Here is a 15,132-nt window from a genome sequence, read left to right on the forward strand (position 1 = left end):
CGCAATGAAGATCCGCCAGATCCGCAACGCCACACTGGTCCTGGACATCGGTGACGCCCGTATCCTCGTGGATCCGTGGCTGTCCGTCGAGGCCACCACCGTGTTCCCCGGTCCGACCGTCTCGTTGGTCGTCCCGATGGAGGAGATCGTCAACGTCGATGCCGTCATCCTCACCCACCTACACCCCGACCACTGGGACCCGACGGCGATCGAGAATCTCGCGAGCGAGGTTCCGATCTTCACTCAGCACGCTGCCGACCGCGATCGAGTTCACGACGGGCAGGCGATGATCGTGGAAGCTACCGGAGAGGTCTGGTACACGCACGTCGAAGGCAAGAGGTTCGAGAATGCCACGGTCCTCACGGGCAACCCCGAGTTCAAGGGCGTGAAGATGAAGAAGGTTCCCGGCCAGCATGGTTCTGACTTCGCCGTGCAAGCCGCGTACCAGATCCTCGCCGAGGTGATGGGTGTCGTCCTCTCCTCCCCCGGCGAGAAGACCCTGTACATCGCAGGCGACACCACGTGGAACCAATACGTCGAGGCGAACATCGCCGAGTACAAGCCGGACATCATCGTGGTCAATGCCGGCAACGCGAAGCTCCCGGGCATCGACGACTCGATCATCATGTCGCCGGAAGACGTCGTCAAGGTCTGCGAGGCGGCCCCGGGTGCGATCATCATCGCGAGCCATCTGGATGCCGTCGCCCACGCGACGACCTCCCGCGCTGAGCTTCGCGCCCACCTCGAAGCAATGGGCCTCGCACACCGCGTCCTTATCCCCGCCGACGGCGAGACCATGACGCTCTGATTCCGAACGCAACCTGAAAGGGTGTGAGTCAGGCCGTGAGTGTTGCGGGGCGGAACCAGCCGGTGTACGACGCGGCCAGATCAGGTGCGCCTTCGAACCCGACATCGCCGCGCGCGATCGCGTCCGCGCAGGCGCGCTTGCCCCACCACAGCTCATTGAGCACGCCCGCGTCGACGATCACCGTCAGATCGGGCTGCCGCTCCGGCACTCCGACAGACGCCCGCGAGCCCTCCCGGCCCACATGAATCCAGGCGCTGGAGAGTCGCGAGTCAGGAAACCGGAACGCGAGCGTGAGCTCACTCAGAGGCAGAACCTCTGGGACGATGCCCTGGTACATCTGCCAGATCAACGTCGCGACGTTAACCTCACCGACGGACGTCGGAGGGAGGTGCCAGTCGCGCGCCCATACACCCAGAGCCTCCAGGACCGGACGCAATGCAAGTCCTGACTGCGTCAACCTGTACTCACTCCGACTCCCGGGTGATGTCGCGCCCAGGTGCGAGATCACCCCGATACGCTCGAGGTATCGGAGCCGCGATGACAGCAGCGTTCGCGACAGGGCCGGCAGTCCTCGATGGATCGCGTTGAATCCGGTCGCACCGACGAGAATCTCCCGGATGATGAGGACCGTCCATCGATCGGCGATGAGTCGCGCGCCAAGCGAGACAGGATAGTACTCAGTCGGCGGGAACCAGCCATCAGGGCCACCCTCGGAGTTCGGAACCGCACCACTCGACTCGACCATGAGGAGCCCTCTCTCGGCAATCGCCGCGACGGCGCATCCGGGCCAGAGGCGATCTTATGAGAATCTCACGATCGACCTCGGATAAGATGTGCATCGCGCACACATTGGAGTCGTTGCAAGTGTCAGTCGCACATGTCCGAGACATATCGACGACGTAGATTCTCCGATGGGCCTCGACCTCGGAGGCGCTAGATCAGAAGGTGACACCGTGCCCGAAGCAGAACGCGGAACCCTCGCCGAGCGCCGAGCCGCCGTCCTTTCGCAGCTCGTGGTGTTGCTCACGCAAGGGCGCAGTCCCGCCGAACTCGCCGACGAAGCCGTTCGCCTGGTCGCCGCAGCAACCGACACCGCAGCTGTGTTCCTCTATCTTTGGGACGAGGAGCAAGAGCGGCTCGTGCTCCGCGTCGCAGGGGCGGTTCCGCAGCAGATCGGGGTCAACGAGGTTCGACTCCGACTCGGCGAAGGCATCGCCGGTTGGGCTGCCCTGAGACAGAAGTCTGTGATCATCAACGAACGGCCAGAGGATGACCCGCGTTATGTCGGTGTCGATTGGATCGACGAAGAGGAGTTCAGTTCGGTCCTCGCTGCGCCGATCGCCGATGAGCAGAGTCAGCTCCGCGGTGTTTTCGCCCTCTACTCGCGGAACGAGAATGCCTTCGGTGATGACGAGCTCGCCATTGCCGTTGAGGTCGGGAGGCTCCTCGCCTCAGGGTTGGTGCGTGCCGAGACCGTGACGAGCCTCGCCCGGCAGTCGGCGAGCTCCCACTTCCTTCTGGACTTCCCTACGGCCTCGCGCACATCTCTCGTCCCTGCCCTGGAGTTCGCGGCCGGCCGGCTGCTCGAGCTCCTGAGCGCGGATGTATGTGTGCTCGAGTACATGAGCAGGCGGGAAAGCGGGGCCGCGCCGATCATGTTCGCCTTCCGCTCAGAAGACGGCTCGCATCGCCTGTGGTCTACCCATGCGCGCGCCACTGCGCAGGCGAGTATCGACGAGCATTGCGCCAGCATGGAACGCGCATCTGTCGCACTCGGGATGGGGGCGTCGAGGGGCGTCCTCTCCTTTTACAGGACTTCTCGCTTCCGCGCAGACGACTTCGACCGGCTCGGCGCCCTCGCGATGCAGCTGAGCGTGCTTCTCGAAGCAGTCGACCTCAACTCGGTCGGATCGACTCTGGCGACGCGCCTGCGGTTCACCCAGGATGACGTGGAAGCCGGGAGCATCATCGGCGAGTTGGGGATCGAGGGCTCGATCTGTCCGATTCTGGTTCGCGTCCACTCGGTGCGTGGCGATTGGGGCACTGCGAGCCGCACCCTCAAAGATTCACTCGTGGTCGCGGCGGGGAGCAGATCGGTCGTGCTGCTGGACTCGACCTGGGGTTTGGTGCTCGCCGACGCTCCCGGCGGACGCATCGCGCCCGAGCTCTCCGCCCGCATCCTTCAGACGACACGCCGTGTGGCAGCCGAGGCGGGTCTCGTCGCTTCCATCGGCGTAGGCAGCGTTGCACACTCGTCTGGTCATATCCGTCAATCCCTCACGCACGCACGCGAGGCCCTCGATTGGACCGAGGCATACGACTCCGATGAGGCAGTGACACTCGCTGTCTACGAGGAGGTCAAAGATGCCCTTCCTCTGACGCGCATCGTCGGAAAACTCGCCCCCTCGCTGCTGGACAGACTGAGGACGCTGGAGCCGTTGACGAGGTACGACATCGATCAAGGCTCGCAGCTCGTTCGCACTCTTTCTGTGCTGGCGGGGTGCGGCGGATCCGTGAACGAGACGGCATCACAGTTGGTGATACACCGCAATACGCTACGTCAGCGCTTGCAGCGCATCGAGCAGATTCTCGGGACACCCATCGATCCAGCGATCGACTGGACGGTACTTTCACTCGCGACTCTCGTCGCTGCGGATCGTGTAGACGCGATGCGTGCTCAGCGACACTAGCCGTAAAAGCGCGCATCCCCTGCTCCACCCACAATGAAGGGCAGATCAGGGGACGCGCCTGGCGTGCGGATCAGGCTTCGACGTCTGGACCGCGAGTCGGAACGTCCATCGCGTCCGGCATCTCGTTCTCGTCGTAGATCTGACCGATGCGTTCGTATCGCGAAGGGCTTCGCTTGCGCAGGTAGAGCGCGAATCCGACCCCTGCGAGAACGATCGCGGCGACATACACGGGGATCAAGTTGACGACGACCTCATCAGCACCGGCGAGGAACGGAATGTACGTCACAAGCAGGATCAGCACGATGGCCTGCGCGACCGCCCCGACGACGGGCGCGACCAGCGTCTTCCAGATATCGCCGGCCCCGCTGCGCCCGACCCGGTTGAAGTAGGCGATCACTGCCAGCGATACGAGGAACTGCACGAACACCACACCCGCGGTGCTGAAGATGGGCAGCCACGTGCCCAGTTGCAGAAGCGGGTCCGCACCAACCAGCGCGAACAGCGCGACCACGACCATCGCCACGACAGCCTGCACGCCGTTGGCGACGTAGGGCGACTTGTGCTGTGGGTGCGTGCGCCCCAGCCGTTCGGTCAGGATCCCGTCACGACCCATCGAGAAAAGGTACCTCGACGCGTTGTTGTGGAAGGCGAAAGCGCAGGCGAAGAAGCTGGTGATCACGAGGAAGTCGAGCATGATCCGGATCGGGTGCCAGGTGTACGCATCAGCCAGAACGAAGAAGTAGTCACCCAGCAGGCTTTCGGCCTGACTCATCGACTCATCTCCGAACCCCACGAGCCCGGCATACGCGACGAACGTGTAGAACACGCCCAGCGTGATCACCGCGATGTACGTCGCACGAGGGACCGCCTTCTTCGGATCGGTGGTCTCCTCGCCGTAGATCGCCGTCGTCTCGAAACCGATCCACGACCAGAACGCGAAGAAGAACCCGATGCCGATCGCCGGAGCGACGAGGAACCCGGACGGGTCGAAGACTTCGGGCATCTGCCCCTGGGCACCGCCTTGAACGATGATGGAGGTGGCCAGGATGAAGATCACGAAGATCTCCAACGAGAGCGCGATTCCGAGAACGCGGCCTGCCACGGTCACCTTGAAGTACGAGATGAGCCACATCAGCCCGATGCCGAGGATGCTGCAGATCCACCAGGGCACGTCCCAACCGAGGTAGGTCTTCATCGTCAGGGCAGTGAAGTAGCCGAAGCCTCCGCTGATCGCCGGCACGATCATGCTGTACGCGGCCATCACCGTCCAGCCGGCGCCCAGACCGAGGGGCTTACCCAGGCCCTGCGTGGTGAAGTTATAGAACGCTCCGGCGGCCGTGATCCGCTTGGCCATCTGAGCGAAGCCGACGGAGAACACGAGGAGGATCAACGTCGCGGCGACGTACGTAAGCGCTGTTGCGAATCCCGACCCGTAGGCATACGAGATCGGAATGTAGGTGGAGACGACGACCAGCGGCGCTGCCGCCGCCGTAACCATGAGCACGATAGTCAGGAATCGAATCGACCCTTTCATGAGGTCGGTCGACGACTCGGCGGAACTCCGCTTCGTGGCGTGTGTGGACATTCGGGTTACCTCTCAGTGCGTAAAGCCTGATGTGCGGTCAGCCCCGCTGATGAGTGGGGATCGGGCCCCAGGAGCTCAACTCGTTCTCGGGATTGGAGGCAACGTAGCGACCTTCCCTGAGGTCACCGATGTGATCGGTGACCATCATCGCGCCCCAAAGTGTGCATATCGCATACTTTGGGGCGGCATCCCTCGTTCAGCGTGCCTTCGCGGATGCGACACGGTCACGTACCACGCTCACGAACCGCTGCGCGAGATTCTTGGCGTCGGCACTGATCGTCTCGTCTGCCTCCGTGAACTCGTGGGCCTGCTCATCGATCAGCGACAGCATCGCCTCCGGCACCTCATCGCGCCACTCAAGGAAGCGCTCCGGAGATATCTCTGCGTGAAACTGCACGCCCCATGCGGAGCCGACGCGAAAGACCTGGTTCGGGTACCGGTCCCCGGTGCCGAGGAGAACTGCCCCCTCGGGTAGCCGAGTAACCGCGTCGAAATGTAGAGCCGGCATGTGGAATTCAGCCGGCATATCCTGCATCAGCGGATCGTTTGCGGATGCTTCGAGCATGGAGACTTTCACGACCCCGCTTTCGAGTCCGCGGGCACCGACCGCCACCTCGCCCCCGAGCGCGTCTGCGAGCATCTGTGCGCCTAGGCAGACACCCAGCACGGGGATCTGTGCGGAGACTGAAGTGCGCAGCAGCGACTTGATGTCTGCAAGGTACGGGAACTCACCTTCGTCGCGCGCTCCCATAGCCCCACCCAGAACGATCAGCCCGTCGCCCTCGACCGAGCGGGGGACAAGGTCGCCGTCGAATGGCCGCACGATGCGAAGAATGATGCCTTCGTCGCTGAGCCACCGCCCCATCCGATCGATGTCCCCCTTCACATCGGGTTGGATCACGGTAATCCGGATCGGCTGATCATCACCCATGTCGAAATCCTCCATATTCAGGCCTTCGGCGCCTGTAACCTGAACGCCGTCCACAACGTTCCCAGCATGCGGAGCCGACCGGCTCATTCCATGTCGCTCGCGCACACCGCAGCGGTCCACTACGTGCATCCTGCACGTGAGTGACTCGAGCGTTCACGCAAGTATTCCCTGAGTGAACTTGAAGGGGATGACATGCCACGCATACCGGTGAAGGCGGCGGTACTGAGGGAGCCGGGCGAGCAGCTCGCGCTCGAGACCGTGTACCTGGATGAGCCCGGGTCCGGTGAGGTGCTGGTGCGAACCACGGCGGCCGGCCTGTGCCACAGCGATCTCCACTATCTCAAGGGGACGATGGGCATCTCACTTCCCGCGGTTCTCGGTCATGAGGTTGCGGGAGTCATCGAGCGTTGCGGCCCCGGCGTGAATCGCATCACTCCCGGCGACCGGGTCGTCGTCACCATCACGCCGAGCTGCGGCCAGTGCCCGGCGTGCGTATCGGGAACGCCCACTCGCTGCTCACGCGTCAGTCAGATGCGCGAGCGTGCGGAGCCCCTCCTCGTCGATGAGGCCGGCGAAACGATTACGTCGCTCGGCTCCATCGGGGCGTTCGCCGAGGCGATCGTGGTTCCCGAATCCGCGCTCGCCGTCGTCGGCGCAGACCTCCCCCCTTCGGTCGCGGCCCTGCTGGGATGCTGCGTGAGCACTGGCGTGGGAGCCGTGATTCACGGCGCCCACGTCGGTCCCAACGACACCGTCGCGGTCATCGGATGCGGTGGAGTCGGCATGGCGGCGATCCAGGGAGCCCGACTCAGCGGCGCGCGACGCATCATCGCCATCGATCTGCATGACGAGAAGCTCGCGCTGGCGACCCGACTCGGTGCCACGGATGTCGTGAACTCCTCAGACGAGGATGTGCGGAATGCGGTGCTGAACCTCATACCGGGAGGAGTCACCCACGCGTTCGAAGCGGTCGGACGACCGGCGACCGCCGAGCTGGCGTTCTCACTGCTGGCTTCGGGCGGCGTCGCGACGATCCTCGGCCTCATGCCCTCCGGCAGCCAGATCACGATCGAAGCCTCTGAACTCATCGAAGGAGATCGACGAATGCAAGGCGCATACATGGGCGGCAACCGCTTCCTCGCCGACATCGACACGCTCACCGACCACTACCGCTCGGGTCGCCTCGACCTGGACGCGATGGTGACCGGCTCCGTGTCGCTCGCGGGGATCAATGACGGATTCACCGCCATGGCGAGTCGTTCGTCCATTCGAAATGTCGTGGCGCTCGGAGAAGGGACCTGGTGATGTACGAGATCCCGATCGTCGAGACCCGCCTCTACATCGACGGCCAGTGGCGCGTGGCCGCCGACCGGCTCGGCATGCTGCACGACCCGAACTCCGGCGCCGAGCGCACATCCCAGTTGGGCGCCACCGCGCGGGACGTGGACGATGCGCTGCGCGCCGCCGATGCTCTCCACACCTCCCAGGTACTCGACCGCATTCCCGCGGCCATCCGCGCCGCAGCCCTCGAGGCGTGGGCGGATGCGCTCGATGCCCACGTCGAAGACATCGCCGTGCAGGATGCGATCTCCACAGGCAATCCGATCGCGACGACGCGCACGCTCGCGTCTTTCCTCGGTGCACGTGTGCGCTCCACGGCACGACAGACCAATGAGATCGGCGATGGTCACTCGCTCGAAGCGGGAGGGCGTGCCGTTCGGCTGCTGCACCGAGCACTCGGGCCGACGCTGGTGCTCGCACCGTGGAACGCTCCGACGTTCGTTGCGGTCTCGAAGGTCAGCGGGGCGATCGGCGCGGCTTCTCCTGTGATCCTGAAGCCGTCAGAGTGGACACCCAGCGGGGCTCAGATCGCTTTCGAACTGCTGCAGTCCGTGCTGCACGAACACGACTTCCCCCGGGCGACCGCACAGCTCGTCCATGGCGCGGGCGCCGTCGGCAGCGGTTTGGCGAGCGACCCGCGGGTTCGAGCCATCAGCTTCACCGGCGGACTCCCCGCCGGTCGGGCGGTGGCTCGCGCCGCCGCCGAGACACTGGCAGTCGTGCAGCTGGAGTTGGGATCGAACAATCCTGCGATCGTTCAGCCGGATGCCGACATCGAACGCACGGCAGCGCTGCTGATCGCGGGCACAACGCGCCTGAACGGACAGTGGTGCGAGGCGCCGGGCAAGGTGCTCGTTCCGAAGGAGCTCCGAGACGACCTCGTGGAAGCTCTCGTATTGCAGGCCGCCGCGTTGCGTATCGACCACTCGTTCGCGGGCGACAGCCAACTCGGACCGCTCGCCTATCGGGTCCACCACGATCGGCTCGAAGCCCAGCTCGCAGAATACGCCGCCGGCGGTGCGACGGTTCTGCGTGCAGGCACTCTGCCCGATCTGGGCGGATGGTTCTTCCAGCCCGCGATCGTGACCGATATTGATGCCACTGCGGCTCGGACCGAACTGTTCGGTCCGGCGCTCTCGGTGCACGCGGTGGAGTCCGTCGATGAGGCCGTCGAGATCGCGAATCTCCCCGGTGGAGGCCTCGATGGATACGTGTTCGGCGAAGACGAGGAAGCTGCTCTGCAGACGGGTTCGCGGATACGCGCCGGTGAAGTCCGGATCAACGGCACCTTCATGGCCGACCTCGCCGATGGCTCAGAGCAGACTTTCTGGGGCAGCGCGGGCGTCGGCGGTCATGACCCCGCACACGGGGTGGCATTCTCCCAGGGACGCCGCGTCGTCGGAGTGGATGCGATCGACCTTCCCGTCTGATCCGGGATGAGCATCCGCACAAGCAATCAGCGCAGGAAAGCAGGAGCAGCATGAGCATCGACGGAACGTCTCGCGCCTCGGCGCCGGCCGACGAAGGATCACCCGCGGCATCCCCTTTCACGGCCAGAGCAGACCTGGGTTTCGCGTGGAGCGTGAAGGACAGCTTCCTGCAGTACATCCGCGGAATGCGCGACGGAGACATCGGCTGGAATGCGGGAGCGGCGGTCACGAGCACCGGCGAGTTCTTCTTTCCCTTGGCGGGCGTCGCGCACGTCGGGGAAACGATGATTCTGTCGTTCCGCGGCACCGTGAGCTTCACGGCACACCACGGCCTCCTGTCCGTCTCCGTGAGCCGACCTCGGATCACCGTCGGCGATGGGCTGGCCCGCCTCACCACCGAGGTGGGGGGAGTCGAGCAGCAGATCGCCGCGATCGACCTGCCTCCGCGCATCCACGACGGAGACGTCACCATGTGGCTCAACTGCGCTGTGCGCCTCAGTGGGGTGGGACCTGAACACTTCGGCGGATCGTACGCAGAGGGAGAGCAACTCGCCCCTCTCACCGTCCGCATCCCCACTCGTTCATTCGCCAACGCCGCCACGACCACCGAAAGCGAGAAGCACGACTGATGATCGAGCTGCCCTCCAGCGCACTGCTCAAGCAGAACATCCGCGAGCACTACCCCGAAGTGACTCACGGCAGTGGCGTGTACCTCTACGACACGGACGGCAAGGTGTATCTCGACGGGTCCAGTGGTGCGATGACGGCCAGCATCGGACACGGCGTCGCCGAGATCGGCGACGCGATCCGCGCCCAGGCCAGCGGCGTCGCTTTCACGTACCGCACGCAGTTCACGAACGGGCCTGCGGAACAGCTCGCAGAGCGTCTCACCGCTCATGCTCCGGGCGACCTGGACTTCGCGTTCTTCGTCAACAGCGGGTCCGAAGCCTCCGAATACGCCATCCGCACAGCCGTGGGGTACTGGCGGGAGAAGGGTCTTCCGCGGAAGACCAAGATCCTGGGCCGTGGAACCAGCTACCACGGCATGACGATGGGTGCGCTGTCCATGTCTGGTCACGCTGCCCGTCGTCCCGACTACGGTGATCTGCTGCATCCGTTCGCCGTCGCGCCCCCCGCCCACGCCTGGCGTTTCGCCGCTGACGGCGAAACGGAGGAAGCGTACGGACGCCGCGTGGTCGCAGAGTTCGAGTCCGCCGTGCGCGCCGAAGATGTTGACACGGTTGCTGCGGTGATCGTCGAGCCCATCGTGGGAGCCGCAGGCGGAGTACTCGTCCCACCTGTCGGCTATCTCGCCGCGCTGCGTGAGATGTGCGACCGCCTCGGTGTGCTGCTGATCGTCGATGAAGTGATCACGGGTATCGGGCGCGCTGGAGAGTGGTTCGCGTGTGGCGGCGAAGGAGTCGTGCCCGACCTCCTGCTCCTGGGAAAGGGCATGAGCGGTGGCTATGCAGCGGTGGCGGGAGTGCTCCTGCGCCGGCCGATCGTCGAGGCTTTCGCGATCGGCAGCGGCGTCGCCCCGTTCGGACATACCTTCTCGGGAAATCCGCTCGGCGCCGCCACGTGCCTGGCTGTGCTCGACATCCTGGAACGCGAAGACGCGTTCGACAACGCTCGACAGCGCGGACGGCAGCTCGAGTCTGGGCTGCGCGAACTCCAGGCCGTGCACCCACGCATGGCAGACATCCGCGGTCGGGGCCTCCTCTGGGGCTTCGAGTTCGTGACGGATGCCGAATCACTGCGCACCCCTGATGTTTCCCGGAATGCGGCGGGGGCGTTCGTGCGGCTCTGCAGAGAGCACGGACTGATCGTGTACCCCGCGGGGATCGCTCCGTACAACAACGCCATCATGATCTGCCCTCCGCTCACCATCACGGAGGAAGAGATCGTCGACCTCCTCGATCGCCTGTCCGCCGCGCTTCCGGCGATGGATGCGCTTCTCGATGAGTGGACGTTCAGCGACTGATCGCTTGCGGGCGACGTGGGAACAAGTCGCGCCAGGGCAGGTCACCCGCCACGGCCGGGGCTCCGTCCAAGATGCTTATCAGAGGGCCCAACGGGTCGATGGTCGCCGTTGCCAGCGTTCGCCATCTCAATCCGAATCGTGCATCCGATTCTGGGACGCAACACAGGTGCGGTTCGCCGGGGCCGGACAGCAACAGCGGAACCAGCTCGCTCGGGCTGAACGGCGACTCCGTTTCGTCAGCCCGCTCGTCGATCAACTGCAATCGCGCATAGGTGTCGTCGCCGAAGCTGCCGGGATTCTCGCCGGATACGAGCCCATCGCTCAGAAAGTGGTTCGTGTGCGCGAGATGGCGCTGTGCCCCCATCTCGATGACGGCGATACCCACCGGGCTGAGTTCCACGGTGACGGCTCGGTGCGGATCGATCAGGGTGATCGCACTCGAGCTGGCGATCGGAGCGGAGCGAAGCAGGTCGATCGCGTCTGAGACAGTCGCCGCGGTTTCCAGGATCGCTGCGAGCAGAAGGTGAACCGGCACCCCGCTCACCTCGTCACTCGCGCTCGAGAGGATGTTCAGGAACACACCCAGCCCGGCATCGTTCACACCGATCTTGGCGAGGATTCCATGCTCGGTCAGCCCCACGAAACTCCGGGCACTGCCATGAACCGTCTGGGTATGCCAGAACGAGGAGAACTCGTCCTGCCAATCCCACGTTTGAATCCCGACGGGACCCCGAGCGCCCCGCTCACGGACCAGCACGGAGCACTCGGCCGGCGACATGGCGGTGGACTGGGAGATGATCTCGGTCCGACCGTTCAACGCGATCACCTGCCATGCTGGGATGCCTGCTCCCGCCGCGATACCGTGCATCTCGTCGACGTACCGGGAGTCCCACTGCGCCGTGTTCTTTTCGATCCGCGAAGCCAGTTCACGCACACGGTCGGTGTCGAGCCCCCCGATCGCGAACAGCGACAGGTATCCCCCCACGACGTCACCCAGCCGTGTGCTCAGCGCGAGCCCGCGACTGCTACCGCGCGCGTAGGAGGGCCCGCCCGAGACCTCGAGATGCTCTCGTGTCACTTGCCGGACACCCCTTCGTGTGCCGCCTCCGCGACGAGCGAAGCCTGGCGCCGGTAACCGACGCGGTAGAGACCGATGACGCCACCTGTCGTCGCCAGCAGCAGCGCGACGTAGTAGGCCATCACAGCCCACGGGTTGTTGCCGGAGGCGTTCAGGATCCACTGGGCGACCAGCGGCGTCGATCCCCCGATCACCGACGAGCACAGTTGATAGGCGAGTGAGACTCCGGAGTACCGCAGCTCCGGCGGGAACGCGTAGGCGAGGAAGCTCGCGTACACGGCGAAGTAGATGGTGACGCCGGCGAACGAGACGTACAGCATCACAGCGATGAGTACGACGTTCGCGCTGTCGATGGCCGCGAAGAACGGCACCGCGAAGACCAGTGACAGCCCGAGCCCGATCAAGATCACCCGCAGTCGACCGAACCTCTGTGCCGCATGGCCCGCGAGCCACTGTGCGATGAACTGCACGACCGTGGCGCCGACGAGAACGTTCAGTATGACCTGACGCTCGATACCCAGGGGGCCGGTCGCCCAGGCCAGTAGGAACGTGTTGGTGAAGTAGGCCATTGCAATCGCGATGACCGATGCCGCGATTCCCAGCACGAGCACGAGAGGGGCACGACGAAGCACGGCAAGCGCCGGAGCCTTCTCGACGTTTCCTTCGGCCTTCGCCGTGACGAACTCCTCTGACTCTTGAAGCCGGAGCCGCAGAACGATGCCGACGACGACTAGGATCGTCGAGGCGAGGAAAGGGATCCGCCACCCCCACTCGAAGAACTGCTCATCGGGCAGCATCCCCACGAGCGCGAACGATCCGGTGGCCAGCAGGGACCCGACGGGACTCCCCTGCTGCACCCATGCGGCCGCGATCGTCTTGCGATCCGGAGCTGCGTTCTCGGTGGCGATGAGGACAGCGCCACCCCATTCGCCTCCGACGGCCAGCCCCTGTGCTGCGCGCAGGACGACCAGCAGAATCGGCGCAAGGATTCCGATCTGCGCGTATCCCGGGAGCACTCCGATCAACGCCGTCGCCGTGCCCATGAGCAGCAGGGTCACGAGAAGCACATTCTTGCGACCGACTCGGTCGCCGAAGTGTCCGAAGATCAACGCCCCCAGCGGCCGAGTGAGAAAACCGACCCACAGCGTGGCGAAGGAAGCCAGCAGCGCGGCGCCCGCATCTATCTCAGGGAAGAACACGCGGCCGAAAACGAGCGCACTGGCCGTGCCGAACACGAAGAAGTCGAACCACTCGAGCGAGTTGCCGATGAACGCGCCGATGACCGATGTTCGTTCGCGGCTGGTCGAGCGTCCTTGCATAACCGTTCCCCTTCGAATGCGCACGCGTGTCGGTGCGATGTTGATGAGTCTCGGGGAGAGCAGGCCATTACGTCCAATGAATAATAGGACGGTTGGCGATAACCTGCGGGAATGGATAGTCAAAGCCTCACCTACTTCGTCGCGGTCGCGCGGCTCGGCTCGGTGACTGCAGCAGCGAATTCCCTGCACATCACACAGCCCGCTGTGTCGAAGAAGATCGCTCAACTCGAGCACTCCCTCGGAGCCGCCCTCTTTCGGCGGATGCACACGGGAATGGCGCTCACCGCGTCCGGTGCGACCCTCTTCAGCATCAGCACGAGCGTCCTCGAGGCGCTCCGACGAGGCGAAGCCCTCATGCGCTCGAAGCACGGTCAATCCTCATTCGTGATCGCGTGCCCACCCACCACGGCAGACCTGGTGATCGCCCCGTACATGGCCGACCTCAACCCACCGGTGGTCGACCTGCGACTCACCGAAGCCCCCGATATCAACCATGCGATCGAACGTGACGCCGACCTCGGCGTGAGCTCGATGCGACCCCCGAACGATCGAGCCTCGCTCTGCGTCGCTGACATTCCGATCACTGTTCAGCGGCCCGGCAGTTGGGGCGATGCGAATCCAGTGGATCTCGACTCCCTCCACGATCAATGGCTCATCGTTCCCCGCACCGGCGTGCAGCCCGCAGTGCGCGAACGCCTGTCGACACCATCACGTTCGTGGCTCATGCGAGATGCCGCGACCGGCACCGTCGCCCAAGCGCTCGCGGCAGCCGGGCATGGTTGGGCTCTCGTGACGGAACCGGCTCGTTTCGGCCTCCAGTCCGCCCCCGCGCATGCGGCAGGTCAGCCGCTGCAGATCTCGCTTTACGCCTCCTGGGACAGGAATCACTACGCTGCCCCGCAACTAGAGGAGCTGGCCGTCCAACTACGCGGGCACATTCAAGACCATGTGCCGTGGCAGGCTCCGCACCCGCGGACCTGAACCCGGCAGGGTCGCCGTCGCACGAGCGCCACGTCGACCGAGTCTCGCCACGCGGCGCCCTCCACCTGTGGAGCCGATGCACAAGCAGGTGAGGAACGCAGTGCGCCGCGCACACATCCGAAACATTCGCTTCCACGAGGGTGGTGGCGAGGTGATAGCCGATGACGACTCCTTCCCGACCACGCATGGTGTTCTTCGTATCCGACAGCACTGGCATCACGGCGGAGACCCTCGGAGACGCGTTGCTGGCGAACTTCCCCGACTTCGACTTCGTGCGCCGAACGATGTCGTTCGTCCAGAGCGTGAAGGAAGCGCACCAAGTCGTCGAGACGATCCGTCGCGTCGCGGCAGAACAGGAACCACCGATCGTCTTCTTCACCGTGAAGGATGCCGAGATCAGCCGCGCCTTCGCCGACGTGCCCGCGGTGCGGATCGACCTGTTGCGAGGTCATCTCACTGATCTCGAGGCCGCCCTCGACGCAACCTCATCAGAGGGCTTCGGACGCTACCACTCACTCGCCGATGCCGAACGGTACTTCCGCCGCATGAAGGCGATCGAGTACACCATCGAGCACGACGACGGACAGAGCTACCGGGCTCTCGAGCACGCCGAGGTGATCATCATCGCGCCGAGCAGATGCGGCAAGACCCCCACGTCGATGTACCTCGCGCTGCAGTACGGCCTTCGCGTCGCCAACTACCCGCTGACAGACGACGACCTCCCTCACGAGGACCTGCCTGGCCGCATAGCTCCGTACGCCGATCGCTGTTTCGGGCTGACCACGACTCCTCTACGTCTGAGCCAGATCCGGCACGAGCGACGACCCAATTCGCACTATGCCAGCCTGCCCCAGTGCACCGCTGAGCTGCGGCGTGCGGAGAACCTCTATCGCAGCACGGGCATCCCCTTCCTCAACTCCGCCACGAAAAGCGTGGAAGAGATGTCCGCTGTCGTGATGCAAACCCTGAATCTGCGCAAGTGACC

The 15,132-nt window shown here is 64.6% G+C and carries 13 protein-coding genes and 1 pseudogene; 8 read left to right on the forward strand and 6 right to left on the reverse strand.

Annotated features, from left to right (window positions below; all coding sequences use genetic code 11):
* Positions 1–4: 4 nt before the first annotated feature.
* Positions 5–808 (forward strand): MBL fold metallo-hydrolase, encoded by an 804-nt coding sequence (locus ACZ0AA_RS10555; RefSeq protein WP_311258481.1) that lies wholly within the window; start codon positions 5–7, stop codon positions 806–808.
* 28 nt (positions 809–836) lie between these two features.
* On the opposite strand, the gene ACZ0AA_RS10560 is transcribed toward ACZ0AA_RS10555, so the two are convergent.
* Together ACZ0AA_RS10560 and ACZ0AA_RS10565 are read right to left on the reverse strand one after the other, a co-directional pair.
* Entirely contained in the window at positions 837–1,157 is a 321-nt protein-coding gene (locus ACZ0AA_RS10560) for a hypothetical protein (RefSeq protein ID WP_463499968.1), read from the reverse strand.
* Positions 1,158–1,208: 51 nt separating this feature from the next.
* Positions 1,209–1,553, reverse strand: a pseudogene (locus ACZ0AA_RS10565) (winged helix-turn-helix transcriptional regulator); the annotation flags it as partial.
* A 208-nt stretch (positions 1,554–1,761) separates the two neighbouring features.
* On the opposite strand from ACZ0AA_RS10565, the gene ACZ0AA_RS10570 reads away from it, so the two are divergent.
* A complete protein-coding gene (locus ACZ0AA_RS10570; RefSeq protein ID WP_463512868.1) occupies positions 1,762–3,498 on the forward strand; it encodes a helix-turn-helix domain-containing protein in 1,737 nt (578 codons plus the stop codon).
* 70 nt (positions 3,499–3,568) lie between these two features.
* Here ACZ0AA_RS10570 and ACZ0AA_RS10575 read toward each other — a convergent pair whose 3' ends face one another.
* Together ACZ0AA_RS10575 and ACZ0AA_RS10580 are read right to left on the reverse strand one after the other, a co-directional pair.
* A complete protein-coding gene (locus tag ACZ0AA_RS10575) occupies positions 3,569–5,083 on the reverse strand; it encodes an APC family permease (RefSeq protein WP_463512869.1) in 1,515 nt (504 codons plus the stop codon).
* Positions 5,084–5,279: 196 nt separating this feature from the next.
* Entirely contained in the window at positions 5,280–6,014 is a 735-nt protein-coding gene (locus ACZ0AA_RS10580; RefSeq protein WP_463499043.1) for a type 1 glutamine amidotransferase, read from the reverse strand.
* 192 nt (positions 6,015–6,206) lie between these two features.
* On the opposite strand from ACZ0AA_RS10580, the gene ACZ0AA_RS10585 reads away from it, so the two are divergent.
* From ACZ0AA_RS10585 to ACZ0AA_RS10600, 4 genes are read left to right on the forward strand one after another with little or no spacing between them, the layout of a single operon-like run.
* A complete protein-coding gene (locus tag ACZ0AA_RS10585; RefSeq protein WP_463499041.1) occupies positions 6,207–7,319 on the forward strand; it encodes a Zn-dependent alcohol dehydrogenase in 1,113 nt (370 codons plus the stop codon).
* Positions 7,319–8,785, forward strand: coding sequence for an aldehyde dehydrogenase family protein (locus tag ACZ0AA_RS10590; RefSeq protein ID WP_311258806.1), 1,467 nt, complete (start codon positions 7,319–7,321; stop codon positions 8,783–8,785). Before ACZ0AA_RS10585 ends, ACZ0AA_RS10590 begins: the two co-directional genes overlap by 1 nt.
* A gap of 50 nt (positions 8,786–8,835) precedes the next feature.
* Positions 8,836–9,414 carry an HtaA domain-containing protein gene (locus ACZ0AA_RS10595; protein WP_463499039.1) on the forward strand — a complete coding sequence of 193 codons (579 nt, stop codon included), beginning with the start codon at positions 8,836–8,838 and terminating at the stop codon, positions 9,412–9,414.
* A complete protein-coding gene (locus ACZ0AA_RS10600; RefSeq protein WP_311258474.1) occupies positions 9,414–10,769 on the forward strand; it encodes an aminotransferase family protein in 1,356 nt (451 codons plus the stop codon). Before ACZ0AA_RS10595 ends, ACZ0AA_RS10600 begins: the two co-directional genes overlap by 1 nt.
* Here ACZ0AA_RS10600 and ACZ0AA_RS10605 read toward each other — a convergent pair.
* Together ACZ0AA_RS10605 and ACZ0AA_RS10610 are read right to left on the reverse strand one after the other, a co-directional pair.
* On the reverse strand, positions 10,759–11,847 hold the full coding sequence (locus tag ACZ0AA_RS10605) for a C45 family peptidase (protein ID WP_311258473.1): 1,089 nt from the start codon (positions 11,845–11,847) through the stop codon (positions 10,759–10,761). The genes ACZ0AA_RS10600 and ACZ0AA_RS10605 overlap by 11 nt on opposite strands.
* Positions 11,844–13,166 carry an MFS transporter gene (locus ACZ0AA_RS10610; protein WP_311258472.1) on the reverse strand — a complete coding sequence of 441 codons (1,323 nt, stop codon included), beginning with the start codon at positions 13,164–13,166 and terminating at the stop codon, positions 11,844–11,846. The genes ACZ0AA_RS10605 and ACZ0AA_RS10610 overlap by 4 nt, the downstream gene beginning before the upstream one ends.
* 111 nt (positions 13,167–13,277) lie before the next feature.
* Here ACZ0AA_RS10610 and ACZ0AA_RS10615 point away from each other — a divergent pair, with 111 nt between their 5' ends.
* Both ACZ0AA_RS10615 and ACZ0AA_RS10620 read left to right on the forward strand, forming a co-directional pair.
* Positions 13,278–14,147: a LysR family transcriptional regulator gene (locus ACZ0AA_RS10615; protein ID WP_311258471.1), complete on the forward strand. Its 870-nt coding sequence runs from the start codon at positions 13,278–13,280 to the stop codon at positions 14,145–14,147.
* A gap of 161 nt (positions 14,148–14,308) precedes the next feature.
* Complete coding sequence (locus tag ACZ0AA_RS10620) at positions 14,309–15,130, forward strand: pyruvate, water dikinase regulatory protein (RefSeq protein WP_311258470.1); 822 nt, start codon at positions 14,309–14,311, stop codon at positions 15,128–15,130.
* Positions 15,131–15,132: the final 2 nt, after the last annotated feature.

It is taken from the genome of Microbacterium sp. AC035, from assembly GCF_979258485.1.

Coding starts and splice junctions, on each gene's coding strand:
- ACZ0AA_RS10555 (WP_311258481.1), top strand. CDS start 5: ATGAAGATCCGCCAGATCCGCAACGCCACACTGGTCCTGGACATCGGT.
- ACZ0AA_RS10575 (WP_463512869.1), bottom strand. CDS start 5,083: ATGTCCACACACGCCACGAAGCGGAGTTCCGCCGAGTCGTCGACCGAC.
- ACZ0AA_RS10580 (WP_463499043.1), bottom strand. CDS start 6,014: ATGGGTGATGATCAGCCGATCCGGATTACCGTGATCCAACCCGATGTG.
- ACZ0AA_RS10585 (WP_463499041.1), top strand. CDS start 6,207: ATGCCACGCATACCGGTGAAGGCGGCGGTACTGAGGGAGCCGGGCGAG.
- ACZ0AA_RS10590 (WP_311258806.1), top strand. CDS start 7,319: ATGTACGAGATCCCGATCGTCGAGACCCGCCTCTACATCGACGGCCAG.
- ACZ0AA_RS10595 (WP_463499039.1), top strand. CDS start 8,836: ATGAGCATCGACGGAACGTCTCGCGCCTCGGCGCCGGCCGACGAAGGA.
- ACZ0AA_RS10600 (WP_311258474.1), top strand. CDS start 9,414: ATGATCGAGCTGCCCTCCAGCGCACTGCTCAAGCAGAACATCCGCGAG.
- ACZ0AA_RS10610 (WP_311258472.1), bottom strand. CDS start 13,166: ATGCAAGGACGCTCGACCAGCCGCGAACGAACATCGGTCATCGGCGCG.
- ACZ0AA_RS10615 (WP_311258471.1), top strand. CDS start 13,278: ATGGATAGTCAAAGCCTCACCTACTTCGTCGCGGTCGCGCGGCTCGGC.
- ACZ0AA_RS10620 (WP_311258470.1), top strand. CDS start 14,309: ATGACGACTCCTTCCCGACCACGCATGGTGTTCTTCGTATCCGACAGC.